At 56.9% G+C, this 21,383-nt stretch carries 23 protein-coding genes; 14 read left to right on the forward strand and 9 right to left on the reverse strand.

Translation table 11 applies throughout. The features are described 5' to 3' along the window. The 3 genes from J9777_RS01265 to J9777_RS01275 all read right to left on the reverse strand — a co-directional run bounded on the left by J9777_RS01265 (nucleotide 1) and on the right by J9777_RS01275 (nucleotide 3,364). A complete protein-coding gene (locus J9777_RS01265) occupies nucleotides 1-1,620 on the reverse strand; it encodes a type II and III secretion system protein family protein (RefSeq protein ID WP_209346991.1) in 1,620 nt (539 codons plus the stop codon). Nucleotides 1,621-1,676: 56 nt separating this feature from the next. Continuing rightward, a complete protein-coding gene (gene cpaB, locus J9777_RS01270; RefSeq protein WP_209346992.1) occupies nucleotides 1,677-2,786 on the reverse strand; it encodes a Flp pilus assembly protein CpaB in 1,110 nt (369 codons plus the stop codon). An 86-nt stretch (nucleotides 2,787-2,872) separates the two neighbouring features. Then, entirely contained in the window at nucleotides 2,873-3,364 is a 492-nt protein-coding gene (locus J9777_RS01275; protein WP_209346993.1) for a prepilin peptidase, read from the reverse strand. A 104-nt stretch (nucleotides 3,365-3,468) separates the two neighbouring features. On the opposite strand from J9777_RS01275, the gene J9777_RS01280 reads away from it, so the two are divergent. From J9777_RS01280 to J9777_RS01290, 3 genes are read left to right on the forward strand one after another with little or no spacing between them, the layout of a single operon-like run. Next, nucleotides 3,469-4,452, forward strand: coding sequence for an alpha/beta hydrolase (locus J9777_RS01280; protein WP_209346994.1), 984 nt, complete (start codon nucleotides 3,469-3,471; stop codon nucleotides 4,450-4,452). After that, the gene (locus tag J9777_RS01285) at nucleotides 4,449-5,549 is read left to right on the forward strand and encodes an FAD-dependent oxidoreductase (RefSeq protein WP_348631901.1); all 1,101 of its coding nucleotides are present in this window, start codon (nucleotides 4,449-4,451) and stop codon (nucleotides 5,547-5,549) included. Before J9777_RS01280 ends, J9777_RS01285 begins: the two co-directional genes overlap by 4 nt. A 59-nt stretch (nucleotides 5,550-5,608) precedes the next feature. Next, entirely contained in the window at nucleotides 5,609-5,785 is a 177-nt protein-coding gene (locus tag J9777_RS01290) for a YegP family protein (RefSeq protein WP_209346995.1), read from the forward strand. Nucleotides 5,786-5,842: 57 nt separating this feature from the next. Here the strand turns inward: J9777_RS01290 and rnhA are convergent, their stop codons facing one another. The 3 genes from rnhA to ispH are packed head-to-tail and all read right to left on the reverse strand — an operon-like array spanning nucleotide 5,843 to nucleotide 8,267. Next, the gene (gene rnhA, locus J9777_RS01295; protein WP_209346996.1) at nucleotides 5,843-6,277 is read right to left on the reverse strand and encodes a ribonuclease HI; all 435 of its coding nucleotides are present in this window, start codon (nucleotides 6,275-6,277) and stop codon (nucleotides 5,843-5,845) included. An 18-nt stretch (nucleotides 6,278-6,295) separates the two neighbouring features. After that, complete coding sequence (gene thrB / locus J9777_RS01300) at nucleotides 6,296-7,279, reverse strand: homoserine kinase (RefSeq protein WP_209346997.1); 984 nt, start codon at nucleotides 7,277-7,279, stop codon at nucleotides 6,296-6,298. Nucleotides 7,280-7,292: 13 nt separating this feature from the next. Then, complete coding sequence (gene ispH, locus J9777_RS01305) at nucleotides 7,293-8,267, reverse strand: 4-hydroxy-3-methylbut-2-enyl diphosphate reductase (protein ID WP_209346998.1); 975 nt, start codon at nucleotides 8,265-8,267, stop codon at nucleotides 7,293-7,295. Nucleotides 8,268-8,368: 101 nt separating this feature from the next. Here ispH and J9777_RS01310 point away from each other — a divergent pair, with 101 nt between their 5' ends. The 9 genes from J9777_RS01310 to tatC all read left to right on the forward strand — a co-directional run bounded on the left by J9777_RS01310 (nucleotide 8,369) and on the right by tatC (nucleotide 15,767). Continuing rightward, nucleotides 8,369-9,019, forward strand: a complete 651-nt coding sequence (locus J9777_RS01310) for a hypothetical protein (protein WP_209346999.1) — start codon at nucleotides 8,369-8,371, stop codon at nucleotides 9,017-9,019. Nucleotides 9,020-9,115: 96 nt separating this feature from the next. Further along, nucleotides 9,116-10,864, forward strand: coding sequence for an arginine--tRNA ligase (gene argS, locus J9777_RS01315; protein ID WP_209348551.1), 1,749 nt, complete (start codon nucleotides 9,116-9,118; stop codon nucleotides 10,862-10,864). Beyond that, entirely contained in the window at nucleotides 10,864-11,556 is a 693-nt protein-coding gene (locus tag J9777_RS01320; RefSeq protein ID WP_245228466.1) for an SPOR domain-containing protein, read from the forward strand. Before argS ends, J9777_RS01320 begins: the two co-directional genes overlap by 1 nt. 110 nt (nucleotides 11,557-11,666) lie before the next feature. Then, nucleotides 11,667-12,686 (forward strand): beta-N-acetylhexosaminidase, encoded by a 1,020-nt coding sequence (gene nagZ / locus J9777_RS01325; protein ID WP_209347000.1) that lies wholly within the window; start codon nucleotides 11,667-11,669, stop codon nucleotides 12,684-12,686. Between the two features lie 53 nt (nucleotides 12,687-12,739). Beyond that, entirely contained in the window at nucleotides 12,740-13,528 is a 789-nt protein-coding gene (locus tag J9777_RS01330; protein ID WP_209348553.1) for a ScpA family protein, read from the forward strand. Continuing rightward, on the forward strand, nucleotides 13,525-14,220 hold the full coding sequence (scpB, locus tag J9777_RS01335) for an SMC-Scp complex subunit ScpB (protein WP_209347001.1): 696 nt from the start codon (nucleotides 13,525-13,527) through the stop codon (nucleotides 14,218-14,220). The genes J9777_RS01330 and scpB overlap by 4 nt, the downstream gene beginning before the upstream one ends. A 50-nt stretch (nucleotides 14,221-14,270) precedes the next feature. Continuing rightward, on the forward strand, nucleotides 14,271-14,516 hold the full coding sequence (gene tatA, locus J9777_RS01340) for a twin-arginine translocase TatA/TatE family subunit (RefSeq protein WP_209347002.1): 246 nt from the start codon (nucleotides 14,271-14,273) through the stop codon (nucleotides 14,514-14,516). Between the two features lie 24 nt (nucleotides 14,517-14,540). Then, entirely contained in the window at nucleotides 14,541-14,957 is a 417-nt protein-coding gene (gene tatB / locus J9777_RS01345; RefSeq protein ID WP_209347003.1) for a Sec-independent protein translocase protein TatB, read from the forward strand. Between the two features lie 3 nt (nucleotides 14,958-14,960). Further along, complete coding sequence (tatC, locus tag J9777_RS01350) at nucleotides 14,961-15,767, forward strand: twin-arginine translocase subunit TatC (protein ID WP_209347004.1); 807 nt, start codon at nucleotides 14,961-14,963, stop codon at nucleotides 15,765-15,767. 146 nt (nucleotides 15,768-15,913) lie between these two features. Here tatC and J9777_RS01355 read toward each other — a convergent pair whose 3' ends face one another. From J9777_RS01355 to J9777_RS01365, 3 genes are all read right to left on the reverse strand, one after another. Continuing rightward, complete coding sequence (locus J9777_RS01355; RefSeq protein WP_209347005.1) at nucleotides 15,914-16,147, reverse strand: hypothetical protein; 234 nt, start codon at nucleotides 16,145-16,147, stop codon at nucleotides 15,914-15,916. Nucleotides 16,148-16,470: 323 nt separating this feature from the next. Continuing rightward, entirely contained in the window at nucleotides 16,471-18,126 is a 1,656-nt protein-coding gene (locus J9777_RS01360; protein WP_209347006.1) for an amidohydrolase, read from the reverse strand. A gap of 19 nt (nucleotides 18,127-18,145) precedes the next feature. Continuing rightward, a complete protein-coding gene (locus J9777_RS01365; protein ID WP_209347007.1) occupies nucleotides 18,146-19,036 on the reverse strand; it encodes an NAD(P)-dependent oxidoreductase in 891 nt (296 codons plus the stop codon). A gap of 100 nt (nucleotides 19,037-19,136) precedes the next feature. Here J9777_RS01365 and J9777_RS01370 point away from each other — a divergent pair, with 100 nt between their 5' ends. Together J9777_RS01370 and J9777_RS01375 are read left to right on the forward strand one after the other, a co-directional pair. After that, entirely contained in the window at nucleotides 19,137-20,366 is a 1,230-nt protein-coding gene (locus J9777_RS01370) for a threonine ammonia-lyase (RefSeq protein ID WP_209347008.1), read from the forward strand. Between the two features lie 163 nt (nucleotides 20,367-20,529). Then, entirely contained in the window at nucleotides 20,530-21,381 is an 852-nt protein-coding gene (locus tag J9777_RS01375; RefSeq protein ID WP_209347009.1) for an arginyltransferase, read from the forward strand. Nucleotides 21,382-21,383: the final 2 nt, after the last annotated feature.

Here is a 21,383-nt window from a genome sequence, read left to right on the forward strand (position 1 = left end):
TCACTTGAGGCTGAAGCCGGGAGCGGCGGCGGCTTTTGCGCTGCGTTCGCTATTCCGGTTCTTGTCATTATTGTCCGCACGCTTCGGATTCGACGGTTCGTTCGATGGCAGAACTGCTGCCGGATCAATCCGCGAAACTTCGGGCGGTGGAGCATCTTTGTCGCGCGCAGTTGGCATTGGACGCGAACCGCCGGTCACACCGTCATTCTCACGATAGCCAAGGAAGCTTTGCGCTTCGGTGGCCGCGCGGAATGCGTCGGTTGGCAATTTGATGTCGTTCGCGTTCACCGGTTTGACCAAATACGGTGTCACCACGATCACAAGTTCGGTTTCACCGCGGCGGAACGACTTGGAACGGAACAGATTACCGAGGATTGGAACGTCACCGACGCCCGGTGCCTTATCGATGGAATTTTGCGCGTTGTTCGACATTAGACCCGCAATCATGAAGCTCTGGCCGGAACCGAGCTCAATGGTTGTTTCCGCCCGACGAATTGTCAGAGCCGGGATCTGGAAGCCGTTCAGCGTCACAGCACCTTGGCTCGATAGTTCCGAAACTTCCGGACGGACGCGCATCGAAATGCGGCCATTGGCCAGAACGGTCGGCGTGTAAGACAGGCTGACACCGAACGAGCGATACTCGACTGCGGTTGCACCGAGGCCCTGTGAAATCGGGATCGGGAACTCACCGCCAGCCAGAAATTCGGCCGTTTCGCCTGAAAGTGCTGTCAGGTTCGGTTGCGAAAGAGTGGTCACAAGACCGCTACGTTCCGCAAGATCGAGTGCGCCCAGCAGGTTAAGACCAAGAAAACGACCAAAACCGGCGATCGTTGCGCCACTGCTGGTTGTATCGACACCAGGGCCGAGGATGGTTTCAACTTCGCCAGTGAGTGGGTTGAAGACCTGCGTACCTGGATTCGCCACACCTGGGCCCACACCAAGTGGTCCAGCAGTGCTATACTCACCGGTAGACAGGGTCCGGCCGTTACCGATACCGAATTTGACACCGTTGCCGCCGTCAATCGACGACAGATTGCCGCCGATCTCACGAACCAGCGAACGGCTGACTTCGGCAAATTTCACTTGCAGATTAACCTGCAGTGGGGTCGCCATTTTCAGGCGGCTGATAACATTTGCATCGTCGCCAACAAAGGCTTCGACAAGGCGTTCTGCCTCAGCGGCATCTTCAGGAGCAGCCACGATACCGGTCAAAAGAACGGTGTTCGTGCCCATCGTTGCCACATTGATTTTCGCGTCAGGCATAGCCAGCGTGAGCATTTGATCGACAGTGCCGATATTGGAACCCACACGGATATTTGAAGACCAGACGATATCACCGGCGGCGTTGCTGGCGTAAATCGTGGTCTCGCCGCCTGCTTTACCAAATACGTAAAGCTGGCGCTGCGATTTGACTTGGACATCGGCAATACCGTCATCGGCGATGAAAACATCAGCCATTGAGCCTGGCACGGTGACCAATTTACCGCTGCCAATCGACAGAACAATGTCCTGTGCAGGGCGGGCGACGGATTGGGCATTGGCGGTGCCAGCCGGAATCCCGACTAAGGGTGCCAAGGCCATTCCAGCCATCAGCAATGTTGCAGTAAGGCGGCGTTTCATTGGCTTGCCCCTGGGTTGAGTGTCGAGAGTGGTGGATGTGCTTTTCATGACGGACCTCACTGCACTATGCCGCCTGCGACCGGGATTTTCGGCGCATTTTGGGATATGCTTTGTTGGGTCTGACCGACCATACCTTTGGCATTGTTTGAAACCGCGCGGCCATTACCGACTGGAACTTCAGTCGTGTTCTTGCCGCGAGTGACGCGGACCGACGGACCGCGATTTACCGGGCCTTTGTTGGCGCCAGCTGGCACGCCCATGCGGGGCGGCGCAGGTGGGGTCTTGTCGGCCTTCTGCGGCACGCTGCTGCGCTGGAAGCGGGAGACATCACCGCCGGTTACGAAGGTTGTCGCTTTGTCGTTCGGACGCGACATGGCTTTGCGCAGAAGGGCTTCTTCCTCTTCCGGCGTCGCATCATCAGGAACTTTGACGTCACCAGATGCGATAGCCTTGTCGAGCTCGCCTTGATTGTCGGCGATCGAGCGCAGCGACAGGCTAAGCGTACCGATAGTTTGGGATACTGCGACTTTCTCTGCGATCCGTGGGGTCACTTCCAAAGTAACTGTCCGGAATGCGCGAACGACTGTTTTACCAGCGTCGTTTGTTTCCTGTGTGGTCGATTGATCGGTTGCTAGAACGCGCAGATTGCGAAGAATGGTTTCGGAAGCCTGCAGAGGCTCGCCTTCGCCGCCTTTAACCGTTTGGGTAAGGACCAAGTCCACGCGGTCACCCGGGAAGACAAAGCCGCCAACACCGGTTTTCGCCGACACTGGAACAGTCACAGCACGCATGCCTGGGCCGAGGGCCGCAGCAAGGAAACCGCGATCGCCGGGCTTAACCAGCGAACCTTGTGTAACAGGCTCACCTGCAGTGATCGGATGACGGACAACCGTACCGAGCAACTGGGTGACGTCAGATTCACCGTCGATGAAATAGGCGTCTTGCAGAAGCTCTTCGGGCCACATCTGATAACCGATCGAGTCAGCTGTGATGATTGTACCGACGTTAAGCCCACGCTGTGCCACCAGAACCTTTGGTCCTTGTGGTTCCGGTGCGGCTTGTGCTTCGGGAGCCGATGCCCCCGCGAACATGCTCCGTGCTGCAAGCGCAGTGCCGACCGCAATGATCAGTGCTCCGAGCAACAGAACCAGCTTTTTCCTGTCCATGGCTAATCTAGCCCCCTATTTCGCCCGACGGGATTGCGGGCATTGGTTGAAACTCGTCGTTACGACCTGAATGGTTAAAATCAGGTTCACCCGACGCCGATCGCCTGAGAAGCGCTCGGATAATAATGTACTGAAAGGACCCACAGGCCCGCGGTTGAGATCGCGACGCCATATGGAATGGCGAGCCGCTCCTTTTGCCGTCGCATCACGTGCCATGCGCCCATCACAATGGTCAGCAGGCCGCCAACGATCGCCATGATTATGAGCAACTCGAGGAACCAGCCCGGCTGGATCCACAAGGCGAGTGCAGCAATAAGTTTGACGTCACCGCCGCCCATTGCGCGCAATGCGAACAATCCGGCGAGGACGACGAAAGCAGCAAGCGCAACGCCCAATTGAATGGCCACACCGGGCCAAAGCGACAATCCGCTAGCCCACCAGAACAAAGGTGCGCCCAGCGCAATCCCGCCGTTCAGCCAATTATCGATATGACGATGACGAATGTCAGTGAACGCCGCGATCAGCAGCGCGATTGCCAATGCAACCAGCAGTCCGTATTGGAAATATTCGCCCAGCATATTGCCCCCAAAGGTAACCTTCGGGCACCGGTGCTACAGCCGAGTGCTTACCAAATAGTAACCAAACGCAGGAGGATGGTATTAGCCAACCACAACAAGCCGGTGTGAACCCTGATCATTCAGATGCTGCGTTCAACCGGCGCGCTATTCCTGCTGCCGCTGTTGAGAGCACCTGGTCCGCGAGCGACGGTCATCAAATCCGCCGGATCGATTGGCCGGGCGTAAATGGCGATGCCAAAGGCGGCGTGGCTGCACGCGGTTCGATCTTGTTCTTTCCCGGGCGCGGCGACAATTACGAAAAATATCTGGAATCGCTGCAGCAATGGCACGAGGCCGGTTGGAAAGTGACTGCCGCCGATTGGCGTGGGCAAGCCGGATCGGGCCGCCTCGGCGACGATGCTATAACCGGTCACATTGACGATTATTCAATCTGGATCGATGACCTGGCGGCATTCTGGAAAGAATGGATCGCCTCAACACCGGGACCGCATGTGCTTTCCGGCCACTCCATGGGCGGCCATCTGGTACTGCGTGGTCTGGTTGAAAGACAGGTAACCCCCGATGCAATGTTCCTGTCTGCGCCGATGTTAGGTTTTTTCGGCAATGTCTTGCCGCGATCTTTCATGCACGGGGCAACGAAGTTGATCAAACGCCTGCGGGGCGACACGACCCAAGCGTGGAAGTGGAGCGAGAAGCCGGGAGAGATACCCGTTGGCCGGATCAACCTTCTGACTCATGACAAAGAGCGTTATGCCGACGAACTATGGTGGCGTGAAAACCGGCCTGAACTGGTTATGGGACCCGGCAGCTGGGGCTGGGTGGAGCGCGGCTATGCCTCGATGGGGGCCATGTTCGCGCCGGGTGCGTTAGAAGCCGTTAATACACCGGTGCTGCTGATCGGAATATCGAATGACAAGTTGGTCGATATGAAAGCGATCAAGGAGGCTGCAGAACGGTTGCCGAATGGCGAACTGCTCGCTTTCGGCAAAGAAGCGCATCACGAGATTTTGCGCGAAGTTGATGAAGTCCGCGACCGCGCCATGGATGGAATTGCCGAATTTCTGGACAGGACTGCGCCGAAGACGTGAGCGAGACGCGCTACGATTTTGCGATTGTCGGGGCTGGGATGGCGGGGGCCAGCCTCGCGGCTGAGCTTTCGCCGCACGCCAGCGTTCTAATGATCGAGGCTGAAGATCAACCCGGTTATCATGCGACTGGCCGTTCCGCTGCATTCTGGGACGAATGCTATGGTGGTCCCGATGTCGTTCCACTGACGTTGGCTTCTGGCGCTTTCTTGCGAGAACACGATTTGCTGACGCAGCGGGGCGCACTCCACATCGCCCGTGCACAAGATAGCGCTAAGGTGGACCGGTTCCTTGCTGAATTCTCTGGCACTGGGGCGACCATTGAGCGCCTGGATCGTGGCGAAATGATCAAAAAACTACCGGGCCTGCGCGAAGAATGGATCGAGGCGGTTTGGGAACCAGCATGCTGCGATATCGATGTCGGCGCGTTGCATGCGCTCTATCTGGCGCGTGCGAAAGCTGGTGGAGCAAAGCTAGCCGTCAGAGCGAGGATCACGCAGGCTGGTCATAAAGGCGACTGCTGGCAATTGCGCTCAGCCGATGGCCGGGAGTTTCTGGCAAGTACGCTGATTAATGCCGCCGGAGCATGGGCTGATGAGCTGGCTGATATCGCTGGTTGCGGTAAGTTGGGTATCACCCCTTATCGCCGCACGGTCGCGCAATTGCGGACCAATCCGGCTCCATCGCAAACGCAGCCATTGGTGCTCGATATATCGGGGCACTTCTATTTCAAGCCCGAATCCGGTCGATTATGGCTGAGTCCGCATGATGAAGAGCCATCGCCCGCCTGCGATGCAGCGCCGGAAGAGCTTGCGGTCGCAGCTGCAATCGACCGGCTGCAGCAGGTAGTACGTTTGGATGTTGAGCGGGTCGAAACCAAATGGGCGGGGCTGCGCAGTTTCGCGCCCGACCGTTTGCCGGTTTATGGAACCGATGCGCGTGATACGGACTTCTTCTGGTTTGCTGGACAAGGTGGTTTCGGCATTCAAACAGCACCCGCTGCTGCTCAGCTTGCAGCTTCCATCCTGCTCAATCAGCCGATGCCAGCGCCACTCGCCGGGATCGACCCGAAAAAATATTCACCACGGCGCTTTGGGTAGATTTTCCTGCGTCAGCCTTTAGGGTGCTACCCAACAACAACACGTAAGGAGAAAGTCCCATGGGTCACCATTTCGAAATCTACAAGGACAAGGCCGGAGAATTCCGCGTGCGTTTCAAATACAACTCGGAAATCATGTTCTCGACCGAGGGCTATTCGTCGAAGTCGAGCGCTCAAAATGCAATCGACTCGATCAAGTCTAACGGTCCTGGTGCCGATGTAGTCGACAATTCGTAATTCGGCGACAAGCTGAAATCTAGTAAGGGCGCGGCCGGTGGCTGCGCCCCTTTTGTATCAGCGGACGGAATCCGCCTGATCGCTCGCAAGTTGGTCAACGCGCTCATTCTCAGGGTGCCCCGAATGGCCCTTCACCCAGTGCCAATGCATTGTGTGCGGCTCAGATGCGGCGATCAGTTCGTGCCACAAATCTTCGTTGCGAACTGGCTTTTTGCTGGCATTTTTCCAGCCGCGTTTCTTCCATCCGTGCACCCATTTGGTGATCCCATCGAGGACATATTTACTGTCAGAATGAAGATCGACTTCGCAAGGCTCGGTCAGCGCTTCCAATGCCTTGATGGCTGCGGTCAGTTCCATGCGGTTATTGGTTGTTTCCGGATCGGAGCCCGACAGCTCTTTCTCGTGCTTGCCAAGCCGCAATAGCGCGCCCCATCCGCCCGGACCGGGATTTCCCTTGCAGGCGCCATCCGTGAAGATTTCAACGCGTTTCATAAGTCGTTACCTGCCTGCTTAGCCAAGCGGAGCAAAGGCCTCGCTGCCCATTGCATCATATTGAAGCAACCGTTTGACGTAATCCATCGGATCTTTGCGCATCACTAGCGCTTCTGCCGGAGTATTCAGCCAATCATAGGTGCGCGTCGCGATAAACCGCATCGCTGCGCCTTTGGCGAGCAGCGGAAGCGCGGCCTGCTCTTCACTGCTAAGCGTGCGCTTCGATGCGTATCCTTTTAGCAGTGCGGTAGAGATGTCAGGCCGAAACTCACTGCCGTCAGCAGAGAAACACCAAGCGGTATGCGCTACGGCCAGATCGTAAGCGAGAAAATCAGTGCAAGCGAAGTAGAAATCGATCAGTCCGCTGACCGAGTTTCCGAGCACCAGCACATTGTCAGGGAACAGATCGGCGTGAATTGTCCCGATGGGTAGGTTCTGCGGCCAATCGTTGAGCAGCGTTGGAAGGTAAGTGTCGATACTGCCGGCCAATTCTGCGTCAATTCCGGCAATGGAATCTGGCCCACACCGATCGAACAAGTCTTGCCAATCGGGCGGGCGCAGATCATTGGTTCGCGTCATTGAAAAGTCGCCCGCAGCAAGTTGGATTTGTGCGAGCGCGGCGCCAACTTCAAAGGCTTGTTCGGCGGTTGGGTGATCGATGGAGACGCCTGGCAGGAATTCAATCAACGCCACCGCTTTGCCATCCAGATCACGATAGGCGTTGCCTTCGCGATCGTGGATCGTTGCAGGCACCGGACAGCCTTTGGCCGCAAGATGATCGAGCAGGTTCAGAAAGAACGGTAGCTGCTCGATGTCGATCCGATATTCGTACATTGTCAGGATAAAGCGTGCGCCAGCGCCGTTCTGACCTGTGGTTTCGATCAGCCAATTGCTGTTGGAAATTCCCTCGGCGATGCCCTTTGCCGAGACCAGATTACCAACATCATATTCGGCGATCAGCTCGTCGAGCGTTTCTGCGCTGAGATGGGTGTACACGGCCATCTTGAGTCAGGTTCTATTGCGTGAGTTGGCGCGGGAGTTTGAAGACCATCTTCTCTTCGGTTGTGACCAAAGTGTGTTCTTCTACCTCGCGCCATTCGGCGATCTTGTCGACCACTTCGCGCACCAATTCCTCAGGCGCGGAAGCACCTGCGGTAAGGCCCAACGTGCCAACACCCTCGAGCCAAGCGGGATCGATATCCGCAGCACGGCGGATCAGCTTTGCGTTGGTCCCGCATTTCTCGGACACTTCAACCAGCCGCAACGAGTTTGAACTGTTGCCTGCACCGATCACCAACACCAAATCACTGCCTGGCGCGATCTGTTTGACCGCTGCTTGCCGATTGGAGGTCGCATAGCAAATGTCCTCCGCCTTGGGTCCGACGATATGCGGAAACTTCGCCTTCAGCGCATCGACGATTTCTGCGGTGTCATCGACCGAAAGCGTGGTCTGTGTGAGGAAGGCCAGCGGATCGTTGTCGGTAAATTCGAGCGCCGCAACATCTTCGACCGTTTCGACCAGCGTCATCGTGCGTTCGGGCACTTGGCCCATCGTCCCGATCACCTCGGGATGGCCGCGATGACCAACGAACACGATATGCCTGTCGGCTTCCAATTGACGTTCAGCCTGCCGATGAACTTTGCTCACCAGAGGGCAAGTCGCATCCAAATAGTCGAGCCCGCGCCGTTCGGCTTCTTGGGGGACGGCCTTGGGTACACCGTGCGCGCTAAACACCACCGGTGCATTGTCGGGCACTTCGTCCAGTTCTTCGACAAAGATCGCACCTTTCTGGCGCAGGCCATCGACGACATATTTGTTGTGGACGATCTCGTGCCGGACATAGACCGGGGCACCGTAGCGTTCGAGGGCGCGTTCGACGATCTCGATTGCGCGGTCAACTCCGGCGCAAAATCCCCTGGGGGCTGCGATTAAAAGCGTTATTGCAGGCTTGGCCGTAGCAGAACTTGAAGGTTGCAAGGGAGCATTCATATCCGGCCCTCTAGCGCTTTGCTGCACGGGCCGCTAGGGCCGCAACTGGCGAAAATGGCAATGACGCCTAGCCGAATGTGAATTTGAAGGACTTATTCCGCATGAAACTCCGTCGTCCGATTATTTCTGTTGTCGTTCTGGCCGCGGCGCTTGCCGGTTGCGCACGCGAAGGTGAGTTGGTCGTTGGCCAAGGGGTCGGCGTGACTGCCGTGCGCACAGCATGCCCGGCTGTCGGAATTCCTGACTATACTGGCGATGTTACGACGTTCCGCACACCCGGTACGGTCACTGCTGACCAGATCGATGTGGTTGCGGCGATCACCAATCTGCGCAGCACCTGCAACGAGACAGGCGAGAACGTGTATTCGGAAGCGAAATTCGACGTCCTGGCTCGCCGCACCGACACACGCGGTGCGCGGCAAGTTCAGCTTCCCTATTTCTCGACCGTTCTGCAGGGCGGATCGGCTGTGCAAGCCAAACGCGTCGGTACGATTACGCTCAACTTCGCCGATGGCGCAGAGCGCGCTCAGGCGAGTGCATCCGCCGGTGCCTTTGTGAACCGCGCTGCCGCAACGCTGCCCGATGATATCAAACAGCGCATCACACGACGACGCAAAGCTGGTGATCCTGATGCGGCGCTTGATCCACTGGCTGACCCGGTTGTCCGTGCGGCACTGAATCGCGCGACGTTTGAACTGCTGGTCGGTTTCCAGCTGAGCGAGAACCAACTGGCGTATAACGCCACCCGTTAGTTAGCGCGCGAATTTCGCATCTGTTCCGGCCCGCAATAGGGCGGTTACCCTTGCGATTCTGGCCAATTCGGCTAGGCGCGCGGCATGTCTGAAACGATGTCTGAAATGAACACTCTTCACGCCGCATTTGCGGCCAAAGTCGATGCTGTGCTGAGCGCATTGGAAGCGGATGGCGCGTTGCCGCCCGAAACGCCGCGCTCCAATGTTGCGGTTGAGCCTCCACGTGACCCTAGTCATGGCGATTTGGCGACGAACGCCGCGATGGTTCTGGCAAAGCATGCCAAGACCAATCCCCGCGCTCTGGCAGAGCAAATTGTCGAAAAACTCACCGCTGATCCAGACATTGTTGAGGCCGCAATCGCGGGTCCGGGTTTCATCAATTTGCGGCTGTCTGATCTGGCTTGGCAGAATGAGCTGGCGGCCATCGCCGAACTGGCTGACGATTACGGCAAATCAGACATGGGTGCCGGCACAACAGTCAATGTCGAATACGTCTCCGCCAATCCGACTGGCCCAATGCATATGGGCCATTGCCGCGGTGCGGTAGTGGGCGATGCGCTGTCATCACTGCTCGAATTTGCCGGGCACAAAGTCGTTCGCGAATATTACGTCAATGATGCTGGCAGCCAGGTCGATACGCTCGCGCGGTCCGCACATCTGCGGTACCGCGAGGCGCTGGGCGACGATATCGGAGCTATTCCCGAAGGCCTCTATCCTGGCGATTATTTGGTTCCGGTCGGCAAAGCGCTGGCAGATGAACTTGGCAACACATTCAAAGATGCGCCTGAGAGCGAATGGTTGGTGCTATTCCGCGAAAAAGCGGTGGCGGCAATGATCGAAATGATCAAATCGGACCTCGCTCTTATGGGCATCCACCACGATCTTTTCTCATCCGAAGCAACCTTGCAGGCTGAAGGGAAACCCGAAGCTGCTGAGGCATGGTTGCGCTCGCATGATCTGGTATATGACGGTGTGCTCGAAGCCCCCAAAGGCAAGGCACCGCCTGAGGATTGGGAGCCGGTTGAGCTGCCGTTGTTCCGGTCGACCAAATTTGGTGACGATCAGGACCGGCCAATCAAGAAATCGGATGGCAAATGGACCTATTTCGGTGCTGATCTCGCCTATCACATGCAGAAGGCAGAAAAAGCTGATGCGCTGATCGATATTTGGGGTGCCGATCACGCTGGTACCGTCAAGCGTATCAAAGCGGCCGTCGCTGCACTGGCAGAGGGCGAGAGTAAGACAATCCCGTTCGACGTGAAGCTGGTCCAGATGGTGGCGCTAATGCGTGACGGTGAACCGCTGAAAATGTCCAAACGTTCGGGCAATTTCATCACGCTCGCGGAAATGGTCGATGAAGTTGGCAAAGACGTCGTCCGTTTCACAATGCTGACCCGTAAACCAGAAGCCCAAATGGAATTTGACTTCGCCAAAGTGGTTGAGGCGTCGAAGGATAATCCTGTGTTCTATGTGCAATATGCGCATGCGCGGATCAGCTCGACGCTGCGCAAAGGTGCGGCGGAAGGGCTGATGCCATCCGCCAGCGGTATTGCACTGCTTGGTGAGGAAGAGCTCGGTCTCGTCAAACAGGCTGCACAGTTCCCGCGGATAGTAGAGGCCGCTGCTCAGGCGCGCGAGCCACACCGGATTGCCTTCTTCCTGTATGACCTTGCCGGTGCGTTTCATGCGTACTGGAATCTGGGCAATGACAAGCCTGAAAAGCGGTTCATCGTGGCACAGGAAGCTGAATTGAGCGGAGCAAGGCTTTTCCTCGCGGCACAGATCGGGCAAGTTATCCGAAATGGACTGGCTTTGCTTGGGGTTGAAGCCGTCGAGGAGATGTAATGATGATGGTCCCAGAGAATGGCCACGTGAATGACCACGATGACGCGATTGAGACAGAGGAGCTGTCTCTCGTTGACGAGGATGAGTCGCTACCATGGCTTGAATCCGATTATGATGATGAAGATGAAGGCTTTGATTCAACGCGCTTTATCGGATTTGTTCTGTTGTCACTGGCGGTGCTCGCACTGCTGATCGGTGCCGTGTGGTTCTTCAGCAATCGCGGCCCAGATCCTGAGTTGGTAGCGGATGGTAGCACTATCGAGGCACCGGAAGGCCCAGCTAAAGTACGTCCCGAAGATGCCGGTGGTAAAACCTTTGAGGGTACCGGCAATGTTGCCCCGCAAGTAGGCGAAGGCCTGTCTCGTGAAGCGCGCTTGGCCCAAGGCAATGCACCGAAGCCGAGCATCGATGCCGCAACACCTGAAAATCAAGCCGCTTCGAGCGAAGAAGCGGGCAGCTCTGTCGGCGTGCAAGTCGGTGCGTTTGGTACCAAAGCTGGCGCAACGCAGGCGTGGAGCACACTGACCGGGCAAACGCAGGCTTTGAAGGGCTTCAAATACCGCGTTGTCGAGGGTCAAGTCGATGGTGGGACGGTGTTCCGCCTGCAAGCTGTGGCTGGCGATGCAGCGGCCGCAAGGCAGCTATGCAACGCGCTGAAAGCTGACGGAATTGCTTGTCAGGTGAAGAACTAGACCAATGCTATTGGTTTTGGGGCTGTTTCGCTGCGGAACAGCCCTGATTTTCCACACTGCTTAGCGCTACCGTGCTTGCCTATGGGGCGTGAGGCTGCGATTTTCACTCTATGACACCCGCAATCTTCGGCATCGCCGGAGCAACCCTGACCGATAACGAGCGAGCCTTCTTTCAGGAGGTCGATCCGGCCGGCTATATTCTGTTCGGCAGGAACTGCGAAACGCCTGAACAATTGCGGGCGCTGACCGATTCCTTGCGCGACATTCACGGGCGGAACCGGCTGCTGGTGTCGATCGATCAAGAAGGCGGCAGAGTGGCTCGCTTGCGGCCGCCATTGTGGTCGTCGTTTCCGGCTGGCGAAGCATTCGACAAACTCTATCAAATTGCCCCTGCTAGCGCGATTGAAGCGGCTCGTATCAACGCGCATGCGATGGGGCTGGAATTGGCCGAGATGGGAATCTCGGTCGATTATCATCCGCCGCTCGATGTCCGGCAGGCTGGCGCGCATGATGTAATCGGTGATCGTGCTCTGGGTAGTGAACCGATGCAGGTTGCTGCACTTGGTCGGGCCATTCTCGACGGGCTGGCGAAGGCAGGCGTGGCAGGCTGTATCAAGCATATGCCGGGGCATGGCCGCAGCATGTGCGATACGCACAAGGAAATGCCGACAGTTACCGTTAGCGATGAAGAGTTGGAGTGGGATATTGCGCCGTTCAAAACGCTTTCGCACGCACCTATCGGAATGACCGGACACTTGCTGTTCACGGCATGGGACGCAGAGCAACCGGCCACGCTATCCCCCTATATTATCGAAGAAATCATCCGCAAACGGATCGGCTTTGACGGCCTGTTGCTGACCGATGATATCGATATGCAGGCGCTTGATGGCACTGTTCCTGAACGGTCCGAAAAGGCCATTGCGGCAGGCTGCGACGTGGTGCTCAATTGCTGGGCCAAGATTGACGATATGACAGAGACCGTGAAGCGGCTACCGGCGATGTCTGGAAAAACCGCTGTACGGTTGGACAATGCACTGAAGGTTGCTGATAGTGCGGAAGAGGGCGGCGATAAGGCTGAACTGCTCGCCAATCGCGATGCTTTGCTCGCGATAACAGGAGTGGCCGCATGAGTGATACAACTGAAGAGCAAAAGCAGACAGAAGACCAAGATCAGCAAGGTCTGATGTTCACCGAGGCTGTTGCTAGTTCCGATTCGGAATGGATTGCGCCGGGCACAGCGGAAACCGAAGGTACTGCGCTCTATCTGGAGCTGGACGGGTGGGAAGGACCGCTCGATCTGTTGCTCGATCTGGCGCGGCGGCAAAAGGTCGATCTGCGCGCGATTTCTATTCTGTCGCTGGTTGATCAATATCTCGACTATATTGAAAAGGCAGAGGCTCTGAAGTTGGAGCTGGCGGCGGACTATCTGGTGATGGCGGCATGGCTGGCTTACCTGAAATCGTCGATGCTCCTGCCTAAAGAAGAGCAGGAAGATCCAAGCCCCGAAGAATTGGCGCTGAAGCTGCAATTGCGCCTGCAACGCCTTGGCGCAATGCGCGAATCGGCGGCACGCCTGATGGCGGGCGACCGGATTGGCCGCGATGTGTTTGTGCGCGGATCGCCCGAAGGCTTGCGGATCGACCGCAAGACGCAGTGGCGCTGCGATATGTACGGGCTGATCCAAGCCTATGGGCAGGTCAAAGCGCGAACGGCCCCGGCAATCCATATGGTGCGCGAGCGACCGGTGATGACGCTGGAAAGCGCTCTCGACCGCGTATCCAATATGCTTGGTGTAACGCTGGATTGGATGCGGTTGGAAGAGTTTCTGCCGCCCCATGCTGAACCGCGCTTGCGCCGGTCTGCGCTGGCATCCAGCTTTGTCGCGGCACTGGAGTTGGCACGCATGGGTAAGGCCGAAATAGCGCAGGATGAGATCTTTGGTCCGATGCGATTGCGGCGGATGCGCGCATGAGTTCGGATGCTCCTGAGAACGCCGTCGATGATCTCGAACGGGCGGTAGAGGCGACGTTGTTTGCCACTGAGGAGCCGATGTCGGTCGAGGCGTTGGCAGGCCATCTTGGCGACGCTGACGTTCCTTCGGTACGCGCTGCGGTTCAAAGCTTGGTCGCGCATTACGAAGGGCGCGGCATTCATCTGGTTGAGCGCTCCAAGAAATGGCATTTTCAAACCGCAGCCGACCTTGCGCATCTCCTGCGCCGTGAGCGTGAGCAGGTGCGCCGCTTGTCTCGCGCCGCGACGGAGGTTCTCGCGATTATCGCCTATCATGAGCCGGTCAGCCGCGCCGAGATCGAATCGGTTCGCGGTGTCCAGACGGCCAAGGGGACGCTCGATGTGCTGATGGAAGCAGGCTGGGTTCGTATAGCCGGTCGCCGTGAAGTACCGGGGCGGCCTGTGATTTATACAACGACACCTGAATTTCTTCAGCACTTCGGCCTTGCCTCTCGGCGTGATTTGCCTGGTGTCGACGAGCTTCGTGCTGCCGGTCTGCTTGATCCCGTCGATGATGCTTACGATGCGCTGATGACGCCGGATGAGGAAGATGAAGCATCCGAGGAGGGCGCTACGCCGGAAGAGACCGAAACCGACGCTAAGGAAAGCGCTGAAACAGATTTATCGGGTCGCGCTGGCGCTACCCCGTCTTAATCCCTATATTGGGCCAGAACCTTTGGCTCATACCAGAACGGAAACCCATCATGTCGCTTGGCCCTTGGCAGCTCATTATCATTGCAATCGTCATTCTCGTCCTGTTCGGACGTGGACGCATATCCGAAATGATGGGTGATTTCGGTAAGGGTATCAACAGCTTCAAGAAGGGCATGAACGAGGATGAAAAATCCGATTCGGCGCCGAGCAAACCTGCCGGTCAGATCGAACCGCCAGCCGCAGATGTGAAGGCCAAATCCGAAGATCAGGCCACCAAGCCCGCCGACAATTCCTAAAACCCGCTAAGGCGCCGCCCGCATATGTTCGACATTGGTGCCCTTGAATTGCTGATGGTGGTAGTTGTTGCGATCATCGTCATCGGCCCTAAGGATATGCCCGCTGCGCTACGTGTGGCTGGCCGCTGGGTTGGCAAGCTGCGCCGCGCTTCCGCACAATTCCGCAGTGGTTTCGACTCCATCGTCCGCGAGGCGGAGATGGAGGATATGGAGAAGAAGTGGAAAGAGCAGAACGCCAAGATCATGGCAGAAACGCCTGCCGGTGAGATGGGGCCACTGCCAGAGAGCGAGGCGGATGTGGCGATGCCGACAGGCGATGAGCAGCAGGGCGAGCCCGCCGACTTGATGGCGGATGTGAAACCAGACGCCGAAGCTGCGCCGCCCAAGAAAACGCCCAGCGATGAACCGATGTTGCCGCTCGACTCTGACGGGAAACCTTAGGCCATGGCACTCGGGATCGACGATATAGATGAGACTCAGGCTCCATTGCTCGACCATCTGATCGAGCTGCGCGCGCGGTTGGTACGCTGCGTTTTGGCGCTGCTCGTCGCGTTTGGTGTGTGCCTCTATTTCGCCGATCCGATTTTGGGTTTTCTGATCCAGCCCCTGAAAGGTGCGTTTGCGGATGGGCAGGGGCAACTCATCTTCACTAAGCTCTACGAAGTGTTCTTCGTCGAGCTGAAGGTCGCTTTGTTTGCCGGATTCTGCATCAGTTTTCCGTTTATTGCGAACCAATTATGGGCATTTGTCGCGCCTGGCCTTTATGCGAACGAGAAGAAAGCTTTCCTACCGTTTCTGCTGGCTACACCGCTGTTATTTATCGCAGGGGCCGCACTTGCCTATTACATTGTGATGCCGACGGCATTCACCTGGTTCCTTGGCTTTGAAGGCGCAGTTGGAGGGCTTGAGGTAGAGGCACTGCCGACCGCCAATGAATATCTTGGCCTTGTCATGCAGTTCATTTTGGCATTCGGAATATGCTTCCTGCTGCCAGTGCTGTTGTTGCTGCTGCACCGGGCGGGCATTGTTTCGCGCGAGCAGCTGGCAGGCGCGCGGCGCTATATCATCGTCGGTGTGATTGCTCTGGCGGCGATTGTGACGCCGCCCGATCCGGGGTCGCAGCTTATTTTGGCAGTGCCATTGCTACTGCTCTTTGAGGGATCACTGCTCATCATGCGGATCACCGAGCGCAAGAACAGGTGCCAAGACAAAGCTGATGATAAGGGCGAACAGCCAGCCACCGGCGCCTAACACTCAATAAGTGATGTCCTTCGTCTGGAGGATCACTTGGTGTGCTTCTTGGGAAAGATCGGCTCGGCAGCCATTTCAAATTTGCAGCACGCACAAAAAAAGCGGGACCCGAAAGTCCCGCTCTAATTGTTCAACTTAAGACGTTGTTACGGGCTTGTTGGCTCGTCGTCTTCGTTACCACCGGCAATGATGATGCCTGCGATAATCGCTGCAGCAGCTAGAATAGCGAGGATGATGCCCGCGCCGCCCGAATCACCGCCGAGATTGCTCTCTTCAGTAACTGGTGCAGCAGCACGGTCAGCATCAGCACTTTGTGCGATGGCTGGCGATGCAGCCAGCGAAACAGCCGCTGTAGCAGCAAGTAGGTTACGGAACTTCATTTCAATCGTCTCCTCAGAGCTCTCTAATCTGTTCAAACTCTCTGGTTCACTAGGGGATTCAATGTACGGAAGCAACCCCAAAGTTCGTATCAGAATGTCTGATATGTTACCGAATTGTAACACTTATCCTGGTTGTTAGTGACCACAATTGTGATCGGAAACTGCTTATTTGATCTATTCTACCAAGTTGCCCGACTGCTCGGACAACCTCTCGCGATCCAATACACAATTATCGTTTCAATTCTATTAAGGTTCCAGAAACACACGAATTTTCAGGCGAACCGTTGCTTGTCGCCGACGATTTGAGTGCAGTGCAGCATAGATCAATCGGCTGAGTAGACTTCAATCCCGCCAACCCAAGTTGCCAGCACTAGCGTTTCGCGTATCGATTCGGGTGAGGAGAGCATCGGATCGCGATCGATGAATACGAAATCAGCTCGCTCGCCTTTTGCGAGTTTTCCGAATCGGCCTTCAGCGAACCCGGCATAAGCCCCGGCGGACGTGAATCCGGCGAGTGCCTGCTCTCTGCTGACAGCGTCTTTGGGGCGCCATCCGCCGAACGGCTGACCATCTGGTCCGGTCCGTGAAATAGCGGCTGCGATATTAGCAAACGGGTCAGGCGATTCGACAGGCGCATCCGACCCAAAGGCTAGCGGTGCCCCTATTTCAAGAATTGTCCGCCATGCATAGGCGCCTTCCAACCTTGCCGGATCAAGCCGCGCTTCGGCCATTACCCGGTCGGAAATCTGATGGACCGGCTGCATCGATGCGATAATGCCGTGATTGGCAAACTTACCGATGTCCGCAGTATCGACCACTTGCGCGTGTTCTATCCGCCAACGGCGATCTCCATCATAGGTGTCTGACATGTCAGCGATGGCGTTGAGAACCTCGGCATTGGCCGCGTCGCCAATCGCATGGATCGCTAGCTGGAACTTGTCGAGCGCGGCGCGGCTCATAAGGTTGCGCAACTGCGCGCTGGTTTGCAGCGGCAATCCGGTATTGCCCGGATCATCGGCATAGGGTTCTTTGAGCCAAGCTCCGCGAGAGCCGAGTGCGCCATCGAGATAAAGCTTCACGCCGTTCAGACGCAGCTTGTCGTCATACAACCATGGGCTCGGCCCCGGGCCGCCGATCAATTCCATCGCCTCAACACCGGCGGCATAAGACATGATTCGCATTTTTAACCAGCCGCCATCGCCTGCCCGTCGGAACGACTGCCAGTCTTCGATGGTGGTACCCATATCTGCCGCTGCAGTAATGCCGAATGATAGCAAAATGTCCTGCGCTTTCGACAGCGCCAAATCGCGATCTTCCGGTCGTGGAGCGGGGACGGCGCTTTGCACAAGCTGCGCGGCATTATCGACAAATATGCCCGAAGGCGCTTCGCTGCCCGCCACCCGTTCGATCCGCCCGCCTGTTGGTGAGACAGATGACGCGTCCACTCCTGCAAGTGTCATTGCGGCGCTATTCGCCCAACCTGCGTGGCCATCGACGCGGTCCAGCCACACGGGACGATCTGCAACTACGGCGTCCAATTCCTCGGCAGTCGGGAAACGACCTAGGCCCCACTTTTCTTGGTTCCAGCCGCGACCCAAGATCCAGCGCCTGCCGGGATTGGCGGCTGCATATTCCGCGATCTTGGCCTGTGCTTCTTCCAGCGAATTCGTGTCAGACAGGTCGAGCGTCAACGCGCCGAAACCGATACCCATCACGTGTAAGTGCGAGTCGATCAGTCCGGGAATGAGGTAACGGCCCTGACCATCATAACGATAGTCGGTGACGGGCTTCTCATCACCGCGTTGCAGAACCTGAGCGATCCGGCCGTCATCATCCACCCACAGGGCAACAAAGCGTTCTACCTTGCCGTCTTCACCAATCGCTATGCCTTGAACATTGTCGATCAATGTGTCGGCAAATGCGGGGGTAGCGATGACGGCAGCGGAGGCAGCCAGCGTGGTCAGTAAGTGTTTGATCATGCGTTCAATCCCGTAGGTATTATCGTGGTAATCTGCGTATCAGTGCGCTGGTGTCTTGTCGTCCAGCATCCATATCTTGGATGTCCTCGTAGAAACCATCCACCAGCTTGGTAACTGGACTGTCGAGGCCCAAACGTGTCGCTTCCTCCAGCGCATAGGCCAAGTCTTTGCGCATCCAGTCGACGGCAAAACCGAAGTCAAATTCGTCTTTGACCATCGTCTGCCAGCGATTTTCCATCTGCCAGCTTTGCGCAGCACCGCCGGAAATAGCTTCGAACACTTTGTCTGAATCAATTCCGGAGGCTTGTGTCAAACGGATCGCTTCGCTCAGCCCGCCGAGTACGCCCGCAATGCACATCTGATTGGCCATCTTCGCAGTTTGGCCCGCACCGGCATCGCCGACATGGACGATCCGCTTGCCATAGGCCTGCATGACAGGTTCGGCGCGAGCGAAGGCTTCTGTTGTGCCACCGCACATGACCGCGAGCGCGCCATTTTCTGCGCCTGCTTGCCCGCCAGAAACCGGTGCATCAATCGCCGCGATGCCGCGTTCGGCGCAGGCGGCATCGATGCTGCGCGCCATCTTTGCGGAAATTGTGGTGTGATCGATCAACAACGTCCCTTCGGCCATTGTGCTGAGCGCACCATCATCGCCCGTCAGAACTTGCTCGATATCCTGATCATTGCCGACACAGCTGATCACGATATCGACACCGGATGCTGCCTGTGCGGGCGTGTCTGCGATATCGGTGCTCCGGCCAGCCTCAGTCTGCGCGCTCTGCCATGCTTCGGCGCGAGCAGCTGTGCGGTTGTAGGCAATTACACGGTGTCCGGCCGCGGCCAGATGTCCTGCCATGGGTCCGCCCATTACGCCGAGCCCGATAAATGCGATGGTCAGTTGGTCTGTCATGCGAAGCGAATTACGGCGTTTGACCGGCAAAGCAAATGCCTATGCGGTGCAAACCAATCCTGTATTCCCCAACAGCCTGTTTTGGCTTACTCGCCGCAGAATGACAGGGAAAGCTACCGATCTTCTGACGCTCGATACCATTCGGGCTGCTGCCGACCGTATTAAGGGCGCTGTTGTGCATACGCCCACGATGCACAGCATTACGCTGTCCGCGATTACCGGCGCAGAGATTTGGCTGAAGTTCGAGAACCAGCAATTCACGGCTGCCTATAAAGAGCGCGGCGCTCTGAATGCATTGCTTCATTTGACCGATGAACAGCGCGAGAGGGGTGTAATTGCGGCGTCCGCTGGCAATCATTCGCAAGGGCTAAGCTATCACGGGCGCCGGCTCGGTGTGCCGGTGACCATTGTTATGCCGCGCACTACGCCGACGGTAAAAGTGATGCAGACCGAAAGCGTTGGCGGCAATGTTGTGCTGGAAGGCGAGACTTTCGACGATGCCTATGCTTATGCGCGTCAGCTCGAAAAAGAGCGCAACCTCACCTTCGTCCATCCGTTTGACGAACCAAATGTGGCTGCGGGGCAGGGCACCGTGGCGTTGGAAATGTTTGAAGATGCGCCCGATCTTGACTGTATCGTAACGCCGATTGGCGGGGGCGGGCTAATGTCAGGCATGGCCACAGTCGCCCGTGCTCTCAAACCGGATATGGAAGTGATCGGCGTTCAGGCGGAGCTTTACCCGTCAATGTATTCGCGGATCAAAGGGCAGGACATGCCCTGCGGCGGTGACTCTTTGGCCGAAGGCATTTCGGTCAAAGCACCCGGCGAATTCACCGCGCAGATTATCAAAGACTGCGTCGATGATATTGTCCTCGTCACCGAGCGTGAGTTGGAGAAGGCGGTATCGCTCCTTCTGCAAATCGAGAAAACTGTGGTTGAAGGAGCTGGCGCGGCAGGCCTCGCCGCAGTTCTCTCCAATCCGGAGAAGTTTGCAGGCCGCAAGATCGGTCTGGTCCTGTGTGGCGGCAATATCGATCAGCGCTTGCTGGCGAATGTGTTGCTGCGCGATCTGGCGCGTTCGGGCCGGTTGGCGCGACTTCGGATCACGCTACAGGATCGTCCGGGCGCGCTGTATAAGGTGATGACCGAGTTCGATAAGCACAACGTCAACATTATCGAAATTTACCATCAGCGGATTTTCACCAGCTTGCCCGCCAAAGGTCTGATCACCGATATTGAGTGCGAGGCGCGTGACCGTGACCAGCTTAATGCGCTGATCGAATCGCTCAAAGCGGCAGGTTATGCCGTTAGCCAAGTCGAACTGAACTGACGCATTCCGGTACAGCCTTATTTTGTGCAGAGAAATTGTGCAAAATAATCAATCATTAACCGTGTTATTTGGTTAAGGACCTTTTACCGGCGGGCTGTGCCATGCATAAGAATAGGCCTTCGACCACAGACCGATTCTTGCTTTAGAGGACACACAGCAAGCCGTGACGGCCCCCGTTCGCTTTCCCCGTTTTTTTGTAACGACGCCCGCGCCTTGTCCGTATTTGCCGGGCAAGAGCGAACGCAAGGTGTTTACCGAGCTCAAGGGTGATCATGCGGATCAGCTGAATGAAGCGCTGGGTCGGATCGGTTTCCGTCGTAGCCAGACAGTCGCGTATCGGCCAAGTTGTGCTGATTGTAACGCCTGCGTATCGGTCCGCGTGGTGGCAGAAGAGTTCACGTCCAGTTCAACCCAGCGCCGCAATTTGCGCCGGAACGGTGATCTGGTGGCAACCGAATGCCGGCCTTGGGCAACCGAGGAACAATTCGAACTATTGCAGCGTTATCTGACCGTTCGGCATCCTGGCGGCGGTATGGCTGCGATGGATGAAACGGACTATGCAGACATGGTTGAGCATACTCCGGTATCCAGCTATGTCATTGAATATAGAGAACCTTCCGACGGGAACGAGCCAGGCCGATTAGTAGGTGCCTGTCTGACTGATCGGCAGGGCGACGGGTTGTCGATGATCTATAGCTTCTACGACCCGGAACATGAGTCGCGATCAGGTCTTGGTAATTACATCATCCTCGAACACATTCGCCGTGCGGCAGAGCAGGGCCTTCCCTATGCCTATCTCGGATACTGGGTCGAAGGGTCCGACCGGATGCGATACAAAGTCCGCTACCGCCCGCTCGAGCGGCTCACCCGCAGCGGATGGCAGCGCCTTACCCGCGAAGAGCAGGACGCTCTTATCGCCAACACGGCTGATAAGCCGCGTGCCGAAGACGGAAGCGGTTCAAAAGAAGGTAATAGCGCGCAATACACCCCGAACAGCAGTAACGCGATCGACTAAAT

Origin of the sequence: Pontixanthobacter sp. CEM42 (assembly GCF_017812015.1) — a bacterium.
In the GTDB taxonomy this organism is placed as follows: domain Bacteria; phylum Pseudomonadota; class Alphaproteobacteria; order Sphingomonadales; family Sphingomonadaceae; genus Pontixanthobacter.

Coding starts and splice junctions, on each gene's coding strand:
- J9777_RS01265 (WP_209346991.1), bottom strand. CDS start 1,620: ATGAAACGCCGCCTTACTGCAACATTGCTGATGGCTGGAATGGCCTTG.
- cpaB (WP_209346992.1), bottom strand. CDS start 2,786: ATGGACAGGAAAAAGCTGGTTCTGTTGCTCGGAGCACTGATCATTGCG.
- J9777_RS01275 (WP_209346993.1), bottom strand. CDS start 3,364: ATGCTGGGCGAATATTTCCAATACGGACTGCTGGTTGCATTGGCAATC.
- J9777_RS01290 (WP_209346995.1), top strand. CDS start 5,609: ATGGGTCACCATTTCGAAATCTACAAGGACAAGGCCGGAGAATTCCGC.
- rnhA (WP_209346996.1), bottom strand. CDS start 6,277: ATGAAACGCGTTGAAATCTTCACGGATGGCGCCTGCAAGGGAAATCCC.
- thrB (WP_209346997.1), bottom strand. CDS start 7,279: ATGGCCGTGTACACCCATCTCAGCGCAGAAACGCTCGACGAGCTGATC.
- ispH (WP_209346998.1), bottom strand. CDS start 8,267: ATGAATGCTCCCTTGCAACCTTCAAGTTCTGCTACGGCCAAGCCTGCA.
- J9777_RS01310 (WP_209346999.1), top strand. CDS start 8,369: ATGAAACTCCGTCGTCCGATTATTTCTGTTGTCGTTCTGGCCGCGGCG.
- argS (WP_209348551.1), top strand. CDS start 9,116: ATGTCTGAAATGAACACTCTTCACGCCGCATTTGCGGCCAAAGTCGAT.
- J9777_RS01320 (WP_245228466.1), top strand. CDS start 10,864: ATGATGATGGTCCCAGAGAATGGCCACGTGAATGACCACGATGACGCG.
- nagZ (WP_209347000.1), top strand. CDS start 11,667: ATGACACCCGCAATCTTCGGCATCGCCGGAGCAACCCTGACCGATAAC.
- J9777_RS01330 (WP_209348553.1), top strand. CDS start 12,740: ATGTTCACCGAGGCTGTTGCTAGTTCCGATTCGGAATGGATTGCGCCG.
- scpB (WP_209347001.1), top strand. CDS start 13,525: ATGAGTTCGGATGCTCCTGAGAACGCCGTCGATGATCTCGAACGGGCG.
- tatA (WP_209347002.1), top strand. CDS start 14,271: ATGTCGCTTGGCCCTTGGCAGCTCATTATCATTGCAATCGTCATTCTC.
- tatB (WP_209347003.1), top strand. CDS start 14,541: ATGTTCGACATTGGTGCCCTTGAATTGCTGATGGTGGTAGTTGTTGCG.
- tatC (WP_209347004.1), top strand. CDS start 14,961: ATGGCACTCGGGATCGACGATATAGATGAGACTCAGGCTCCATTGCTC.
- J9777_RS01355 (WP_209347005.1), bottom strand. CDS start 16,147: ATGAAGTTCCGTAACCTACTTGCTGCTACAGCGGCTGTTTCGCTGGCT.
- J9777_RS01360 (WP_209347006.1), bottom strand. CDS start 18,126: ATGATCAAACACTTACTGACCACGCTGGCTGCCTCCGCTGCCGTCATC.
- J9777_RS01365 (WP_209347007.1), bottom strand. CDS start 19,036: ATGACAGACCAACTGACCATCGCATTTATCGGGCTCGGCGTAATGGGC.
- J9777_RS01370 (WP_209347008.1), top strand. CDS start 19,137: ATGACAGGGAAAGCTACCGATCTTCTGACGCTCGATACCATTCGGGCT.